The 16,713-nt window shown below is 66.7% G+C and carries 17 protein-coding genes; 9 read left to right on the top strand and 8 right to left on the bottom strand.

Annotation, left to right across the window (positions count from 1 at the left end):
* The first annotated feature begins 16 nt into the window (after positions 1–16).
* Both GD429_RS17475 and GD429_RS17470 read left to right on the top strand, forming a co-directional pair.
* Complete coding sequence (locus GD429_RS17475; RefSeq protein WP_152858271.1) at positions 17–916, top strand: hypothetical protein; 900 nt, start codon at positions 17–19, stop codon at positions 914–916.
* Positions 917–1,123: 207 nt separating this feature from the next.
* Positions 1,124–1,354, top strand: coding sequence for a hypothetical protein (locus GD429_RS17470; protein WP_111018829.1), 231 nt, complete (start codon positions 1,124–1,126; stop codon positions 1,352–1,354).
* A 97-nt stretch (positions 1,355–1,451) separates the two neighbouring features.
* Here the strand turns inward: GD429_RS17470 and GD429_RS17465 are convergent, their stop codons facing one another.
* The 5 genes from GD429_RS17465 to GD429_RS17445 form a co-directional block, all read right to left on the bottom strand.
* Positions 1,452–2,459, bottom strand: a complete 1,008-nt coding sequence (locus GD429_RS17465; protein WP_152858268.1) for an aldo/keto reductase — start codon at positions 2,457–2,459, stop codon at positions 1,452–1,454.
* A gap of 53 nt (positions 2,460–2,512) precedes the next feature.
* Entirely contained in the window at positions 2,513–2,839 is a 327-nt protein-coding gene (locus GD429_RS17460; protein WP_152858265.1) for a carboxymuconolactone decarboxylase family protein, read from the bottom strand.
* 132 nt (positions 2,840–2,971) lie between these two features.
* On the bottom strand, positions 2,972–3,865 hold the full coding sequence (locus GD429_RS17455; protein ID WP_152858262.1) for a LysR family transcriptional regulator: 894 nt from the start codon (positions 3,863–3,865) through the stop codon (positions 2,972–2,974).
* Positions 3,866–3,940: 75 nt separating this feature from the next.
* On the bottom strand, positions 3,941–4,819 hold the full coding sequence (locus GD429_RS17450) for an alpha/beta hydrolase (protein ID WP_174417659.1): 879 nt from the start codon (positions 4,817–4,819) through the stop codon (positions 3,941–3,943).
* A 151-nt stretch (positions 4,820–4,970) separates the two neighbouring features.
* The gene (locus GD429_RS17445) at positions 4,971–5,402 is read right to left on the bottom strand and encodes a YciI family protein (RefSeq protein ID WP_152858255.1); all 432 of its coding nucleotides are present in this window, start codon (positions 5,400–5,402) and stop codon (positions 4,971–4,973) included.
* Between the two features lie 209 nt (positions 5,403–5,611).
* Here GD429_RS17445 and GD429_RS17440 point away from each other — a divergent pair, with 209 nt between their 5' ends.
* Entirely contained in the window at positions 5,612–5,842 is a 231-nt protein-coding gene (locus GD429_RS17440; RefSeq protein WP_034180778.1) for a hypothetical protein, read from the top strand.
* A 450-nt stretch (positions 5,843–6,292) separates the two neighbouring features.
* On the opposite strand, the gene GD429_RS17430 is transcribed toward GD429_RS17440, so the two are convergent.
* The 3 genes from GD429_RS17430 to GD429_RS17420 all read right to left on the bottom strand — a co-directional run bounded on the left by GD429_RS17430 (position 6,293) and on the right by GD429_RS17420 (position 9,581).
* Complete coding sequence (locus GD429_RS17430; RefSeq protein WP_152858252.1) at positions 6,293–7,717, bottom strand: MFS transporter; 1,425 nt, start codon at positions 7,715–7,717, stop codon at positions 6,293–6,295.
* A gap of 152 nt (positions 7,718–7,869) precedes the next feature.
* A complete protein-coding gene (locus GD429_RS17425) occupies positions 7,870–8,631 on the bottom strand; it encodes an ABC transporter permease (protein ID WP_085038800.1) in 762 nt (253 codons plus the stop codon).
* A 5-nt stretch (positions 8,632–8,636) separates the two neighbouring features.
* On the bottom strand, positions 8,637–9,581 hold the full coding sequence (locus GD429_RS17420; RefSeq protein WP_152858248.1) for an ABC transporter ATP-binding protein: 945 nt from the start codon (positions 9,579–9,581) through the stop codon (positions 8,637–8,639).
* Positions 9,582–10,012: 431 nt separating this feature from the next.
* On the opposite strand from GD429_RS17420, the gene GD429_RS17410 reads away from it, so the two are divergent.
* From GD429_RS17410 to GD429_RS17385, 6 genes are all read left to right on the top strand, one after another.
* The gene (locus tag GD429_RS17410; protein WP_152858246.1) at positions 10,013–10,309 is read left to right on the top strand and encodes a cupin domain-containing protein; all 297 of its coding nucleotides are present in this window, start codon (positions 10,013–10,015) and stop codon (positions 10,307–10,309) included.
* A gap of 614 nt (positions 10,310–10,923) precedes the next feature.
* Positions 10,924–12,537, top strand: a complete 1,614-nt coding sequence (locus GD429_RS17405; protein ID WP_152858243.1) for a DUF2957 domain-containing protein — start codon at positions 10,924–10,926, stop codon at positions 12,535–12,537.
* 71 nt (positions 12,538–12,608) lie between these two features.
* Positions 12,609–13,862 (top strand): DUF2957 domain-containing protein, encoded by a 1,254-nt coding sequence (locus GD429_RS17400; RefSeq protein WP_152858240.1) that lies wholly within the window; start codon positions 12,609–12,611, stop codon positions 13,860–13,862.
* 73 nt (positions 13,863–13,935) lie between these two features.
* Positions 13,936–14,760: an OmpW/AlkL family protein gene (locus GD429_RS17395; protein WP_065501258.1), complete on the top strand. Its 825-nt coding sequence runs from the start codon at positions 13,936–13,938 to the stop codon at positions 14,758–14,760.
* Positions 14,761–14,881: 121 nt separating this feature from the next.
* A complete protein-coding gene (locus GD429_RS17390; RefSeq protein WP_152858237.1) occupies positions 14,882–15,385 on the top strand; it encodes an activator protein in 504 nt (167 codons plus the stop codon).
* A 226-nt stretch (positions 15,386–15,611) separates the two neighbouring features.
* Positions 15,612–16,700: a hypothetical protein gene (locus GD429_RS17385; RefSeq protein ID WP_152858235.1), complete on the top strand. Its 1,089-nt coding sequence runs from the start codon at positions 15,612–15,614 to the stop codon at positions 16,698–16,700.
* Positions 16,701–16,713 lie beyond the last annotated feature (13 nt).

The raw sequence follows: 16,713 nt of genomic DNA, 5'->3' as shown, positions 1-16,713 counted from the left end.
TATCCCGAGAAAGTTGATGACGCTGAAACACCTTCCCCCCACGTTCTGCTGGTCCAAGATCGGTACCGAGTCCGGCGAGGAACTGCCGACCGTCGTGCTCCGCAAGGAATGGGAGCGCCGGCTCGGGGGCGGGCGTTTTCTGTGGGGCATCAACCAGCCGCTCGGCAGCAGCGCGCAAGTCGCCGCGCATCGCACGGGCTCGCTGCTCGCGCTGTTTTCGCCGGTCGCATCGCGCCCGCGCGCGGGCGCGCGCAAGGACGCGCTGCTGTGGAACGCATGGATCGACGCGAGCGGGCAGGTGCGCCCGCTTCCGCCGCACACGTTCATCGCGAGCCGCTCGACGCTGCCGTCGGGCCGTCGCCGCGAACAGCACTACGCGCTCGTGTGCGCGTCGTCCACCGCGCTGACGGTCGGCACGCAATTGCGCGTGTTTCCCGATCACCTGCGCAGCGTGAGCACGGGCAAGCCGCTGGGCGCCGCACAGGGCGCGGCCGTGGTCGATTGCATCGGGCGCGCGAAGGAGCAGACGGGCAAGAGCTATCCGCTCGCGCTGTCGGTCGAGCTCGAAGCGCCGTATTTCGTGCGGCTCGCGCAGCCGTGTGTGCTGAGGGCGCGCGATCTCGCGGAAGTGAACAAGGCGACGCGCGCAGGCGATTTCGATCGTTTCGTCGAGCTGGTTGCGCGCTTGCGCGGCCGTTCGCCGACGGATGCCGTGCGCGGCGTCACGCGCGACCTGTTCGACGTGCCGCCGATCGAAACCGCGGCCGCGTATGTCGCACCCGCGCATGCGGCGCGATTGCGCAGCCGGCCGGCGGTCGAGCATCCGCGCGATCTCACGGGCGATCTGTTCGACCTGTCGCCGGGTGACGCTGCTGCGTTCGGTGGCCTCGCGCATCCGCGCATCGGGCGCGCGTGACGGCAAGCGCGGAGAAGGTCGCACGAAAATTTGTTGCAATCTCGCCGTAGCGGATCGGCGAGCGCAGGGGGACAATCGGCACGAAGCGCGCTGCGCGGCGGCCGATGCGTCGACAATCGATGGATCGTGGTTCACGCCGCCGACATGCGTACCACGCACACTGAGCGTCGGCTTGCTTCACACTGCAATCCTGAGGGAGAAGTGTCGATGTCGACCCATATCTGTTCGCGGGAAGCCCGGGCCGCGCAACGCTTCGTCGAAGCCACGCGCAACGTCGATCAGGCCTTTCGAGCCGTGCGCGGCGAAAGCGACGACGACGTCTCGTCGGCCGAATACGCACGCGCGATGTCGCGCCTCGATCGCGCGCTCGACGAGCTGGCGCGTGCGCAGGAAGTCTTCGATCGCGTGGTGAGTGCCGACGCGGCGCGCGGCAACTGATTCTGCCGCTGCCATTTTTCTGCGCGTCGAGCGACGCGCTTTCGTCATCTTGCCGGGCGTGCCGCCCGGCATGTCAGTCGTTCATTCCTTCCCGACTTCAGACCTTGCGGCCTTCGACCGGATAACCGGGATCGGTGTAGCCGTGCGTCGACGCGTGGCCGGGCGGCACGAGCGAATCGACGAACCGTTCGTCGTCGGGGCCGAGTTCGAGCGTCAGCGCATCGACGTAGCTGTCCCAGTGCGCTTCGGTGCGCGGCCCCGCGATAGTCGAACTGACGATGCGGTTCTTCATGACCCACGCGAGCGCGAACGCGACCGACGTCGTGCCGCGCGCGGCCGCATGCGCGGCCACCTGCTGCGCGAGGTGCAACGACTCGGGCCGCCATTCCGTCTGCTGGATACGCCGGTCGCCGCGGCCTGCACGCGAATCGGCGGGCGGCTGCGCATCAGCCGCGTATTTGCCGGTCAGCACGCCGCGCGCGAGCGGGCTGTACGGCACGACGCCGATCCCGTAATGCGCGGCGGCCGGAAGCTGTTCGACTTCGGCCGTGCGATCGACGAGGTTGTACAGCGGTTCGCTCGCGACCGGACGATCGATGCCGAGCTGGTCCGCGAGGCGCACGATCTCGGCGATGCGCCAGCCCTTGAAGTTCGACAGCCCGAAATAGCGCACCTTGCCTTGCCGGATCAGGTCGGCCAGCGCGCGCATGCCTTCGTCGAGCGGTGCGTCGGTCAGCGCACGATGGAAATAGAGGATATCGATGTAATCGGTGCCGAGCCGCTTCAGGCTCGCGTCGACCGATTCGAAGATCCATTTGCGCGACTGGCCCTGCCGGTTCGGCCCCGCGTCGGGTCCGGCCGGATAGCCGAACTTCGTCGCGACGACCCAGCTGTCGCGACACGGCGCGATCGCGCGGCCGACGATTTCTTCCGAGCGGCCGGCGTGATAGACGTCGGCCGTATCGATGAAATTGACGCCCCGGTCGAATGCCTTGTCGATGATGCGTGACGACGTCGCTTCGTCGGTCTCGCCGCCGAACATCATTGCGCCGAGACACAGCGGCGACACCTTGAGCGCGCTGCGCCCGAGATAGCGGTAATCCATGGGGAGGCTCCATGCGGGCGCGGGCCCGCCGGTTGAAGGAAGGGGCGCCGTGCTTACGCGCCGGCTTCGTCGAACACGCGCTGCGCGATCGGCAGCGCCGAGCTCGCGGTCGGCCAGCCCGAGTAGAACGCGAGGTGCGTGATCGCTTCGATCAGCTCGTCGCGCGTGAGGCCGTTGTCGAGCGCCTTCTTCAGATGGAACGGCAGCTCGTTTACGCGATACAGCGACACGAGGCTCGCGACCGTCACGAGGCTGCGATCGCGCGGCGACAGGCCGGCGCGCTGCCAGACGTCGCCGAACAGCACGTTGTCGGTGTAGTCGGCGAGGGCGGGCGCGATGGCGCCGAACGCTTTGTGCGCGGCGGAAGTCGGTTCGGACATCGAGGGCTCCGGGAGATGTTGGGGACACCGACGATGGTAGCGACGGATGCGCCTATCGATAATCCCCAACAATCTGCATGCACTTATCGAGTGGATTCATGAATCGCGGCCCGTGGCCGACGCCTGCGCAGCTCATGCACGGTAGCGCAGCGCGTCGACGATCACCGCGAGCGCGCGCGACGATTGTCGCCGGCTCGCGTAATACAGATGATGGCCGGGGAACGTCGGGCACCAGTCGTCGAGCACGCTGTCGAGGCGGCCGGCGGCGACATGCGGCGCCGCGAGGTCGGCGGGCACGTATGCGAGCCCGTAGCCGGCGAGCTCCGCGTCGAGCATTTCGTACGTGCCGTTGAACGTAACCTGCCCGTCGACGCGCACCTGCAGCGTGTCATCGCCGCGCGCAAGCTCCCACGCGTACAGCGCGCCATGTGTCGGCAGGCGCAGGTTGATGCAGTCGTGCGCGACGAGATCCTGCGGCGACGCGGGGCGTTCGCGTTCCGCGAAATACGCGGGCGCGCCGACGATCGCCATTTTCAGGTCGGGCGAGATGCGCACGGCGATCATGTCCTTCGCGACCTGGTCGCCGAGCCGGACGCCGATGTCGAAGCGCTCCGCGACGATGTCGGACAGCCCGTAGTCGGTCACGAATTCGACCTTCAGTTCGCGGTAGTCGCGCAGCACCGGCGCGAGCTTCGGCCACAGCAGCGTGCGGATCATGTAGTCGGTCGCATTGATGCGCACGGTGCCGGCCGGCTTGTCGCGCAGTTCCGCGAGCGCCGACAGCTCGGCCTCGATTTCGTCGAAGCGCGGGGCGATGTTGCGCAGCAGCCGCTCGCCGGCTTCGGTCGGTGCGACGCTGCGCGTCGTGCGCGTGAGCAGCCGCACGCCGAGGCGCGTTTCGAGCGAGCGGATCGTATGGCTGAGCGCGGATTGCGACACGCCGAGCTGGGCGGCCGCACGCGTGAAGTTGCGCTCGCGCGCGACGGCGATGAAGGCGAGCAGGTCCGCAAAGTTGTCGCGCGGCATGGAAGGCGTCGGGTAGTCGGTGCCGGCGCATCGTACCACCGGTTCACCGGGCCGCGCGGCGACGCGGCGTGCGCGTCAGCCCGCGCGCGTCATGCCCGGTGCAGGGGTTGCCGGATGGAACGCGTAGCCGCGGTGCTGGAACGACGCCGCGAAGAACCGCATCTGGTAGCGGATCGCATTTGCCCAGTAATCCCAAGTATGGCCGCCGGGCCGCTCCGCATAGTCGTGCGGCACGCCGAGCGCGACGAGCCGTTCGTGCAGCGTGCGGTTCGAGCCGACGAACGCGTCGTCGCGGCCGCAATCGATCGTCACGTCGAGATGGGCGCGCACGAACGCACGCGCGCTTTCGACGATTGCATTGCGGTTCCAGAACGACGGATGGCGGCCGGGATCGCCGAACACGTGGTCGATGCCCGGCTCGTCCTCGCAGCAGCGCGGATCGACCGCGCCGCTGATGCTGCCGACCGCGCCGAACGTGTCGGGCCGGTCGAGTGCGATGCGCAGCGCGCCGAAGCCGCCCATGCTGAGCCCGGTGATCGCGCGGGCGCGCTGGGTTGCGATCGTGCGGAAGTGCGAATCGACGTAGGACACGACTTCGTCGCCGATGAAGGTTTCATAGCGGCTGCCCGAATCGAACGGGCTGTCGATGTACCAGCTTTCGTGTCCGCCGTCGGGCATCACGAGGATCACGCGGTAGCGGTCGGCCAGCGCGGCGATGTGCGTGTTCGACGTCCAGTCGGTATGGTCGCCGCCCGAGCCGTGCAGCAGATAGACGACCGGATAGCGTTCGCCGTTGCGGTTGGCGCGTGCGTAGTCGTCGGGCAGCACGACGGTCGCCCTGAGCGTCTCGCTCATCGCGGCGCTCGGGATCGCGACGACCCGCGCATGAAACGCGAAGGCAGGGCTCGTGACGGCGAGCAGCAGAAGCAGCCAGAAGGCGCGTGCCAGGTGCATCGATCCTTGCATGTGTCGACCCTGTCCGGCGCCGGGGCACCGGGAAAACCCTGTTCGGACGACTCTAGCAACCGCACCTTTCAACCATATTTCGGTTAATCCTACGGGTTTGTCAGGCGGGCACCGCACCGGCTCCGCTCCCGCCCGCCGTTCAGGATTTCTGCCGGGCGTCGATTTCCGCGCGCAGTTTCGCTTCCTGCTCCTGCAGCTCGGGCGTGAATTCCGCGCCGAAATCCTCGGGCGAAAACACCTGGCGGATCTCGATATCCGATTCGCCCGGCATCGGGTTCGGGCAGCGCTTGACCCATTCGACGGCTTCGTCCATCGAGTTCACCTGCCACAGCCAGAACCCGGCGATGAGTTCCTTGGTTTCGGCGAACGGGCCGTCGATCACCGTCCGGCCCTTGCCGGCGAAGTGCACGCGTTTGCCGCGCGAACTCGGATGCAGCCCTTCGCCGGCGAGCATCACGCCGGCCTTCACGAGTTCCTCGTTGTACTGGCCCATCGCGGCCAGCAGTTCGGTGTCGGGCATCTTGCCGGCTTCGGAATCGGCGGTTGCCTTGACGATGACCATGACGCGCATTGTTGTATCTCCTTGAATGGGAATCGGGGGTTGCCGCTGGTCGTGCCGACGGCAAAACGATCGGTTACGACAATACGACGCGCGAGAATGGCGCGAATCGACATCGTGCACAAAGAATTTTCGATGACGGGCGAACCGGCGGGCGCTGCCGCGGAGCGCCCCGCCAAAACTGGTATGCTGAACCTCACCACGTTTACGCGGAGGGTGCCATGGCTGCTAAAGAAGTCTCGAAGAAAAAATACCTGAAGATCCTGAACAAACGCTTGCGCGCCGAGCCGTCCGCCCCGGACGGCGCGTCGTTCGTGTTTTTCCCGCTGGGCGCGAAGGCGAAGCACGCGACGGGCGTCGTGTCCTCCGACACGCGCAGCAAGCGCGAGCTGGCGGTGATGGCCGCGATCCAGCGCAAGGCGGCCGAAGAGTTCGTCGTCACCGGCGCCTGACGGGCATTCGTCATACCACCGCTTGCGTCTCCGCCCGCGTGCGTTACGCGGCGGCCTCGCAATGCGCGATCGCACCGGCCAGCACGCGCGGGATGTCTCGTGCGTGATGGCCGGCTCGTGCATCGGCAGAATGATGTCGAGATCGAGCGCCTGGATGCGGCGCAGCGCGCTCGCCATGTGCGCGAGCGACGGCAGGTAGTCCGAGCGCGTAATCGAATCGAGGATCGCCGGCAGCGGGTCGTCCGTTGCTTCGTCGCCGAAGCGCATCAGGATGTCCGACGACAGCAGCGTGGCGCGATCGCCGCGACGCACCAACGGCCGCACGATCCGGTGCCCCGATGCAGTCTAGCAGCGTCGAACCGGACGTGAAGCCAGTCAGTTCACGCAGCGGCCGGAAACGGCGCTGAACGCCATCCCGGCCTGAAAGAACACTGCCATCCGATCCGCGGATCAGGACGCCTCGTCCGCCGCCGCCGCCGGATACCGGCCGCCGCCGCCGGCTTCATCGCCCGCCGCCAACTGCTCCAGCGCAAGGCCCTTCGTCTCGATCCCGAGCGTCCACACGGCGACCGCGGCCGCGATGAACGACAGCGCGCCGAGCGTGAACACGCCGCCCTGGCCGAACACGGGCAGCACGACGCCCACCACGTAAGGCCCGATCAGCGAACCGACGCGCCCGATCGCCGACGCGAAGCCCGAGCCCGTCGCGCGCGCGCCGGTGCCGTACAGCTCGGGCGTATACGTGTACAGCGCGGCCCACATCCCGAACAGGAAGAACTGCATCGCGAGGCCCGTGCCGATCAGCAGCGTCATGCTGCCGCCGTACAGCGCGCTCTGGCCGTATGCATACGCCATCGCGCCGCCGCCGATCAGCGACGCAATGCAGGTCGGCTTGCGCCCCCAGCGCTCGACGAGCCACGCGGCGCACAGGAAGCCCGGCACGCCGCCGAGCGAGATCAGCACCGTGTAGAACACCGATTTCGTGACTTCGAAGCCGGCCTGCTGCAGCAGCGCGCCGAGCCACGACGTGAGGCCGTAGAAGCCGAGCAGCGCGAAGAACCACAGCAGCCACACCATCACCGTGCGGCGGCGGTACACGCCGCTCCAGATCTCGCGCAGCGCGCCGCGGCCGCGTGCGGCCACCGGTTCGGCGAGCCGCGACGGCGGCGGCAGCGTCGTGACGCCGGCCGAGCGCATCACCTTCGCCTCGATCGTGTTCATCACCGTGTCGGCTTCCGCGTGCCGGCCCGCATGCTCGAGCCAGCGCGGCGATTCGGGCACGATGCGGCGCACGACGAGCACGAACACGGCGGGAATCGCGAGCAGCGCGAACACCGTGCGCCAGCCGAACTGCGGCAGCACGAAGTATGCGACGACGCCGGCCGTGATGAAGCCGAGCGGCCAGAAGCCGTCCATCAGCGCGATCAGGCGGCCGCGCTTCTCGGTCGGCACGAATTCGGACAGCAGCGTCTGCGCGACCGGGAATTCCATCCCCATCCCGATCCCGAGCAGCACGCGGTAGACGATCAGCGCGTCGACGCTCTGCGCGGTCGAGCACAGGTACGACGCGGCGCCCCACAGCACCATGCTCCACTGGAACACCGGCCGGCGGCCGAAGCGGTCGGCGAGCAGGCCGGCGACGGCCGCGCCGAGCACCATCCCGAAGAAGCTTGCGCTCGCAACGAGGCCGGCGGCCGCGGTCGACAGCCCGAACTCCTTGCGGATCGAGCCGAGCACGAACGTCATCGTGCCGAGGTCGACCGAGTCGAAGAAGAACGCGATCGCGATGATGAAGAAGATCCGCTTGTGATAGCCGGAGAACGGCAGGCGTTCGAGCCGGGCGGCGGCGGAGGCGGGAGCGGTGGCGGCGGGCATTGGCGTCCTCTGAAATGAAAAGGGGCCTCGCAGCGCATGCTCCAAGGCCCCGATGCTTCGGTATTCAGTAGACGCGACCACAAAGTGCCGCATCAGAGGAAAAGCGCCGCCTGCTTGCTCAAATGCGTCATCGGCGGGCGGCGCCGGGTGCGTCAGTTTTTCAGCTTGTATCCGGTGCGGAACATCCACGCGACGATCGCGAGCAGGATCACGAGGAACAACCCGGTGGCGGCGAGGCTGATCCACACGTGCACGTCGGCGAGCCCGTAGAACGACCAGCGGAAGCCGCTGACCAGGTACACGATCGGGTTGAACAGCGTGATGATGCGCCACGCGGGCGGCAGCATGTCGACCGAGTAGAAGCTGCCGCCGAGGAACGTGAGCGGCGTGATGATCAGGAGCGGCACGAGCTGCAGTTTCTCGAAGCTGTCGGCCCAGATGCCGATCACGAAGCCGAACAGGCTGAACGTGACCGCCGTCAGCACGAGGAACAGCACCATCCAGAACGGATGCAGGATATGCAGCGGCACGAACAGGCCGGCCGTCGCGAGGATGATGACGCCGAGCAGTATCGACTTCGACGCGGCCGCGCCCACGTAGGCGATCACGATCTCCCAGTACGACACGGGCGCGGACAGGATCTCGTAGATCGTGCCCGTGAAGCGCGGGAAGTAGATGCCGAACGATGCGTTCGAGATGCTTTGCGACAGCAGCGACAGCATCACGAGGCCCGGCACGATGAACGACCCGTAGCCGATGCCGTTCACGTCGCTGATGCGCGAGCCGATCGCGGAGCCGAACACGACGAAATACAGCGACGTCGAGATTACCGGCGCGATGATGCTCTGCATCAGCGTGCGGCGCGTGCGGGCCATTTCTGCGCGGTAGATCGCGCGGATTCCATGAAGGTTCATGCGCGTCAGGCTCCTTGTGCGCCGTTGCGGCGGTTGTCGATCAGGCTGACGAAAATATCCTCGAGCGAGCTCTGCGTCGTGTGCAGGTCGCGAAAGCCGATGCCGGCCGAGCCGAGCGCGTTGATCAGCGTCGCGATGCTCGCGTCGTCGCGCTGCGAGTCGTACGTGTAGACGAGCGCGGCGCCGTCGTCCGCGCGTTCGAGCCCGAACGGCGCGAGCGCGGGCGGCATGTCCGCGAGCGGATGCTCGAGCTGCACGGTGAGCTGCTTCTTGCCGAGCTTGCGCATCAGCTCGTGCTTGTCCTCGACGAGCACGAGCTCGCCGCCGAGGATGATGCCGATCCGGTCGGCCATTTCCTCGGCTTCCTCGATGTAGTGCGTGGTCAGCAGGATCGTCACGCCGCTTTCGCGCAGCGAATCGACGAGCTTCCACATGTCGCGGCGCAGCTCGACGTCGACGCCGGCCGTCGGCTCGTCGAGGAACAGGATGCGCGGCTCGTGCGACAGCGCCTTCGCGATCATCACGCGGCGCTTCATCCCGCCCGACAGCGTCATCAGCTTGCTGTCGCGCTTGTCCCACAGCGACAGCGCCTTCAGCGTCTTCTCGATGTGCGCGGGATCGGGTGCCTTGCCGAACAGGCCGCGGCTGAACGACACGGTCGCCCACACGGTTTCGAACGCGTCGGTGGTCAGCTCCTGCGGCACGAGGCCGATCATTTCGCGGGCCGCGCGGTATTGATCGCGGATGTCGTGGCCGCCGACCGTCACGCGGCCTTCGGTCGGCGTGACGATGCCGCAGATCGAGCCGATCAGCGTCGTCTTGCCGGCGCCGTTCGGCCCCAGCAGCGCGAAGATCTCGCCGGGACGGATGTCGAGGGTCACGTGCTTCAGCGCCTGGAAGCCGGATGCGTAAGTCTTGGAGAGGTCGGAGACGGAAAGGATCGGTTGCATGCTCACGGATGGCACGGCCGGTCGGCGCGACGGTGTGTGCCGCGCGTGCCCGGAGCCGCCGCTGCGAAGCGGCCGGGATCGGGGACGGCATGGCGAACGGGCGTCATGTCGAACGGCGTTGTGGTGCGGGATCGCGGGACCGCCATATTAGCAACCGGCAGATGGAAATGCATTCCGGTGGAAAGGCCGGGCGTTGTGGGTGCCGGATTTGCTCGAAATGCTCGAGTGTTGCTCAATAAAGCGGCGCTTTGTTTGAGTTGTTCGAACAATTTGGACTATTTTCGGCGAGCCGGACGGCGATCGCGTTTTCGCGCGGCCGTGCGGCGGCCGGCCCGCCGATTGTGCCGCCCGAACGCCTTTGCGCCGTACCGGGACGGCATGCCTGGCGCTCGCGATAATGCGTTCCTTTCACGGTTCACGGAGCAGTGCGAATGTCTTTGATCGATTTCAGATCCGTTGCGGCCGCGGAGGCCGTCGCGTGGAAATCCACGATCGTCGGCGAGGTCGGGCCGGCCAGGATCAAGGTGTTGCGCATGGACGCGCAGCCGTACGAAGCGGAAGTGCACGACTACAACGAGGGGCTGCTGGTGCTCGACGGCCAACTGATGCTCGAAGTCGGCGCGGAAACGGTCGTGGTCGAGGCGGGGCAGATGTATCTCGCGCTCGCCGGCACGCGCCACGCGGTGCTGCCCGGCAGCCACGGCACGCTCGCGATCATCGACGTGTAAGGTTGCGCGGCCGCGTTCGCGACGCCGCCTGCGGGCCGCGTCGCCCGCCCGGCGCGGGGAGCGGCCTGCCGCGCAGGGCCGCCGATCGGGCCATCTATTTGTCTGAGCAAATAAAATGAAGGCCGTTTGAAAATCTGTCAAACACCGTGAAAACACTAGGATCGCGTGGTTCCGGCCGTTTGGAACTCTGCATCCATTTACTTGTGCGTATCGTCCGATCATAGTCTCGACAAACGACGCATCACGATAACGAATCAAGCGTACGTACGGAGACCAATTCATGCGACGCGTATCCGCGAGGCCAGCCGGACTGCCGTTTCCCAGTTTTTCGCTGAATGCAGGCGCGACGCAGGTCGCCTGTCTGCGTTGTCGCATCGCCGTGTAGCGGCGAACCACTTTCCGTTTCGATCGTTCCGACGGCGCCGTGCCGCATGACGGCGCCGCGGGAGAGCGCTTGTCTGCCGCCGCGGCTTTCGTCGCAGTTGCATGAGCGGCAGAGCGGTTGCCTTGCGAACACCATCATGCGCCGCGCGTTGTTGCGGCGGCGCGATACCAACCGGCGGGCCATGCAGCCCGTCCGGACGAGACTTGTCGTACCTGAAAAGGAGGGGTTGATGATTTGCATTCCTGAATGGCGGAAGGCGATCCTGTCGTGCGCGGTGCTGGTGCTGCCGTTCGTGGCCGGTTGCGGCGGCGGTGACGATCCGGGGCCGATCAACGTGCCGCAGTGCTCGGGCAGCGCATGCGGGCCGAGCGGCCCGATCACGCAGCCGCCCGTCGTGACGAAGCTGTGCCCGGATTCGCTCGATTACACGACGACCTACACGGGCGGTGCCGGCAGCGGCGAATACGTGAAGGTGAAGTTCGACACGACCAAGCTCACCTACCAGATGCAGTTCATCGAATCGTCGGTGCCGACGTCGGCAGGGCAAGTCAACAACACGCGCGCGGGCCTGACGATCAGCGGCGCGTTCCATCATCCGACCAATCTCCCGACCGCCGAGCAGAACCGCTGCGCGTTCGTGCTCGATAGCGGCGCGACGAGCGACGGCGCGTATTCGGTGACGATCAATCGTGCCGATCCGCCGATGCTGTTCGTCGGCAATGGCGTGGTCGGCGGCGGGATTCCGGGGGCGACGATCGCGTTCGCGGGCCTCGAGCCGATTCCGGGTCTCGTCCTCGGCGTGGTGCCGTCGCGCACGTTCGATTTCTATCCGTTCATCGGCTTCATCGAAACGGAAACCGACTTCACGAAGGTCGCGGGCAACTACAACGAGGTCGGCATTCACCTGTCGCCGGTCGGCACCAACTATCAGAACTTGCTGGGGCCCGTTGGTTGGCAGCCTGACGTGATCAACTGGAACCAGACGTTCAACGCGGATGGATCGTGCACGATCACGCGGGGCAGCGACTACTCGTGCCAGACCACTGGATCGCCATGGGCGTTGCGTAAAAACGCCGACGGATCGGCCGATAACGTCTTCGTGAGCAATGCGATGGCAAACCAGGTCGGCACGGTCGTCTATCCGTTCGCAGGGCAGGGATCGGCCATCGTGATTGTGGCCCCCAGCCAGGCGAAGGGCATCATGATCGTCGGCAAGCTGAATGGCGTGCTGGTGCCGGTCGTGATTCGTGTCGGCTACACGCATATCGATCCCAGCAACCTCCTTGCATCGGTCGCCGATGCCGAAGTCGGCATCTCGATGCTGTCGTCGACCAAGGCGATCGCGGCGAATTCGCTGAAAGGCGGGTACATCGGTGCAACCAGCGCGTCGGCATGCGGCATCGTGACGTCCAACGGACCGACGGGCGCTTTCGCGACGGGCGGTCCGAGTTTCAACGTCAATATCCCGCATCCGGACTTGCCCGGTACCTTCAACGGCAACGCCTTCCTGCCGGAAGCGGGCACCTGCAACGACGGCACCGCCGTCTCGACGATCGCCGCGAACTACACGTCCACGCTGTTCCAGGGCAATACCGCGGCCTTCATCGATCCGCAGACGTCGTCGGTGAGCTCGCTGTTCTCGCTCGACTACACGCAGGCCACGCCCGGCAAGATCAAGGTCACGGCCACGCAGGACTTCAATGCGAAGGGCGCGAACGGCAACGTGGCGATCTTCAGCAAGGGCGATACGGGCTGGCTCGTGACGGCCGGCAGCGTCTACGCGATGGTCGTCAACAACAACAAGGTCAACCCGTTCTTCACGGTCGGCGCGTTCGTCCAGTAACCCTGCATTGAACACGTAACACCGGCGGCGCACGCGTCGCCGCCGGCGAATCGAATTTCAAGAGGATTCCTATGAATTTGAAACAATGGATGGCCGCGGCATCGCTCGCGCCCGTGCTGGCTGCGTGCGGCGGCGACGGCGACCCGCCGCCCGCGCCGGTGGTCCGGCTGTGCCCGCAGACGATCGACTACAACACGGTGTTCATCGGCGGCTCCGGGTCGGGCGAACTCGTGAAAGTGCAGCTCGACACCACGAAGATGACGTACCGGATGACCTACCTCGCGTCGCCGGTGCCGACCACCGCGGGCACCGTGCAGCCGACGCGCGACACGGCGCCGGCCAATGTGGTGGACGGCACGCTGGCCGACGAAACGGGCCTGCCGACGGTGAAGCTGAACCAGTGCACGTTCCGGATGCAGAACGCGAGCCTCGACCCGAGCCGGCCCGCGCGGCTGTTCCTCGGCGAAGGCGTGCTGGGCGGCGCGATTCCGGGCGCGACGATCCAGTTCGACGGCGTGATCGGCGTCGGCAGGATTCCGAAGACGACGTTCCCGTATTACCCGTTCATCAGCTTCTCGTCGCTGGAAACCGATCTCACGAAGATTGCCGGGACCTACAACCAGCTCGGTTATCACCAGGTGCCGTCGCAGAACTTCCAGCCGGTGGCGCTTGACCAGCAGGTGACGATCAACGCGGACGGCAGCTACGTGGAGACCGACAACTTCGGCAAGAAGAACGGCGGGCAGCCGCTCGCGTCGAGCGCAACCGCGAACCAGTCGTTCACGCTGCGCGCGGATGCGCCAGCGTTCCAGTCGCTCAACTACCAGCCGCAGATTCCGCCGACGCTCGCCGCACTCGATCCGGCGAAGGCCGGCAAGGGGATCCTGATCGTCGGCAAGCTGCGCAACCAGCTCGTGCCGATCTTCATCCGCACGGGTGCCGCGAACGCGGATCTCACGCAGGGCTCGCCGAGCGCGGACGACGAATCGGGCATCTCGTTCCTGAGCCCGCGAACGGCGATCGCGCAAGGCTCGCAGAACGGCGAGTACACGGGTGTCGACAGCGCGTTCAACTACCGCGCGACCGCGCTCGTCGGCGCGCAGGCGACGCTGCTCGATCCGTTCAACGCGTCGCAGGCCGCGCTCACGCGCGCACTGAACCTCGACTTCACGCAGAAGGTGCCGGGTGTCGTCGCGACCGTGCATGCGGACGCGGCGTCGGGGCCGGCGACCGGCAAGTTCGTGTTCACCGGCGGCGTGTTCGGGTTCCTCGACATGGCCGATACGAGCAACCCGTACTTCACGGTCGGCGCGTTCGTGCAGTGACCGCACCCGGACGGAGACACGGCGGCGCCGCGCGCAGGTGCGCGGCGCCCGGACAGAATGAGAGGGAGACTTCATGAAGAAGCTGATTGTCGCGGGTGTCGTCGCAGGCATGTCGACGCTCGCATCGGCCCAGCAGGCGGGCGACAACGTCGCGACGCTGGGCTGGCTGCACATCATGCCGCAGGATTCGACCAATGGGCTGACGACGAATCTCGCGAACATGCCGATCAACGGGCCGCTGCGCCTGCCCGGGTCGTTCACGTCGCCGGGCACGAGCCTGACGGTCAACAACGCCGATACGGTCGGCCTCACGCTCACACACTTCTTCACCGACCACATCGCGGTGACGTCGGTGCTCGGCGTGCCGCCCGAGTTCACGCTGACCGGGCACGGCGTGATCCGTCCGCCGGGCCCGGCCGGCTCGCTCGGCTCGGTCGACATGGACAAGACGTCGAACCAGCCGGCCGTGAAGAACGCGCGGCAGTGGAGCCCCACGATCATCCTTCAGTACTACTTCAATGCGCCGACGGCGAAGTTCCGCCCGTTCGTCGGGATCGGCGTGGCCTACAGCTGGTTCAGCAACATCGAGCTGAACGGCAACTTCGCGAAGGACATCAACGAGAACCTCGGCAGCGTGCTCGCGGCCGGTGCCGGCAAGCCGGGGCCGACGTCGGTGGAGGGCAAGGCGTCGTCGTCGTTCACGCCGGTCTACAACGTCGGCGCGAGCTATGCGATCGACAAGCACTGGGGGCTCACCGCGACGCTGACGTACATGCCGCTGAAGACCTACTCGTCGCTCGTGATCAAGGCGGCGGACGGGTCGACGCTCGCGACCACGCGCACGCGGCTGAAGGCCGATCCGCTGATCACGTTCGTCGGCATTTCCTACAAGTTCTGAGCCGTCCGGCGCGCATGACGCGCGCCGGCGGCTTCCTGCGACCGGCTGGCCGGGTTGTTCCGGCCGGACGGTTGCGTTCCTGGCGGCGTGCCGCCATTTGTGAAGAGAGGGGGCAGTTCAAATGAGCATTCGCAAAATCGTATCGCTTGTTGCTGCAGTGGCTTTCACCGCGGTTTCGGCCGCGCCTGCTTTCGCAGTCACCGTTTCGCGTGCCGACGGGCAGCCGATGAACCCGAACGGCGAACCGTTCTCCGTATCGGGGCTCACGAACCTCAGCAAGGGATCGATTGCCGCATCCTGCAACGCGACGTTCAACGGCACGATCACGTCGACCGGCATCGTTCACATCACGTCGACGCAGTTCACCGGCGGCGCCACGTGCGGACTGATCAGCGGCAGCGCGAGCAGCACGTCGCCGTGGACGGGCCAGGCCGACAGCACGACGCAGTTGTCGATCAACAACGTGCAGGTGAACGTCGCGCTGCTCGGCGCGTGCGGCCCGAGCAAGGTGGTAACGGCATGGAACGATCCGAACTCGTCGCTGACGTTCAATAACGCTGCATTGACGCCGAATTGCACGGTGTCCGGCACGGTCACGACGTCGCCGAAGTTCCACGTGCAGTAAGCGTCGCACGATCGAAACGGGGCGCCCGCCGTGCGTGAGGGCCGTGCGGCATGCGCGGCGGGTGTCCGCGGCTTCGATGCATTCGTGCCGTCGCGCGTATCGGCGCGACGGCCGATTGGCCGCCCGTGTCGCGATCCGATGCGGGCGGACCTGCAAGGTCGGCGCGGTGTACCGCGCTGACTGAAACAACATTATTCCAATTGGCCAGAACACTCCCGGACGACCCATGCTCACCGACCCAGCGAAGTATGGCGATGCCCGCGGCGCGACGCCCGACCGGCTGCGCACGGCTGCGTGGCTGCAGTACCTGATCGAACATCTCGGCGCTGCCGCTTGCGTGGCGGCGGCGGGCGACGCCGGCGACGCGACCGTCGTTGCGTCACATGCGATACGCATGAGGGCAGGCACGAACCTGTCTCGCAACGCAACCGAGATTCTTCACCGGCTCGCGCCGTGGATCGCAACGGATGGCGGCGGCTGCGCTTGCGACGCGACCGACCCGCTCGGCGCGTGTTCGCATGTGCCTTCCGCGCGGCAGCTCGCTGAAGCCGAACGCTGCTGCGCCGGTTCGCGCGCCGTGTTCGAAGCCGCGCACGGCGTGATCGACGCATGCGCGTTCGACGATTCCGATGTCGGCTGGGCTGCACTTGAACGGATTGCCGGCGGTGTCGAATGCAACGGCGAAGACGCTGGCGAACGCACCGTAGATGAAAGAGACGGGCAGGGCGAGGCGCCCTTTGCGAAGAACCTGAGAGAAAGGCTGGCCGTCGTCGCGGCGACGACTGCGGAAACATCGGCCCGTCCCGGCGCCATCATCGACGCGATCGTGCTGCGCGTGTGCGGCCCGCGCGACGACGCATCACGCATCGACGAGATGGCCGCGCTCGCGATGTTCTCGGCCGAGCTCGCCGCCGGCAACGGGATTTCCGTTGTGGCGTACGGCGGTCAGCACAACCTCGTTGCGCGGGCGATCCGCACGCATCGGGCCGATCTCGCGTCGGTGGACGGGCTGCTCGCGGCGCTGTCCGTGTGCCGGCTCGACCGACTCGTCGGCGCGGGCAGCTTCTGGGCGTACTACCTGCTGGCGGGTATCGTGATCGAAGCGCCGGACGCGGTGCGGGAAATCGGCCGTCGTTTTCATGGCGACACCTGGCAGACGTGGCTCGACGACGTGCTCGCGCGGCCGGCAGTCAGCCGCTTCGGACCGAAGGAGGATGTCGCGTTCGAGCGCCTGCGCGACGCGATGAGCCTGACGTCGCGATGGAACCCGATCGTCCGCGCAAAGCGGATGCGCACGCGGGCCATGCCAACCTGACCGACCGCGCGGC

This window comes from Burkholderia sp. BE17 (assembly GCF_009362305.1).
GTDB classification, from domain to species: domain Bacteria; phylum Pseudomonadota; class Gammaproteobacteria; order Burkholderiales; family Burkholderiaceae; genus Burkholderia; species Burkholderia pyrrocinia_C.
The sequence above is the reverse complement of the archived record's forward strand: the minus strand, read 5'-3'. Positions and strand labels throughout refer to the sequence as shown.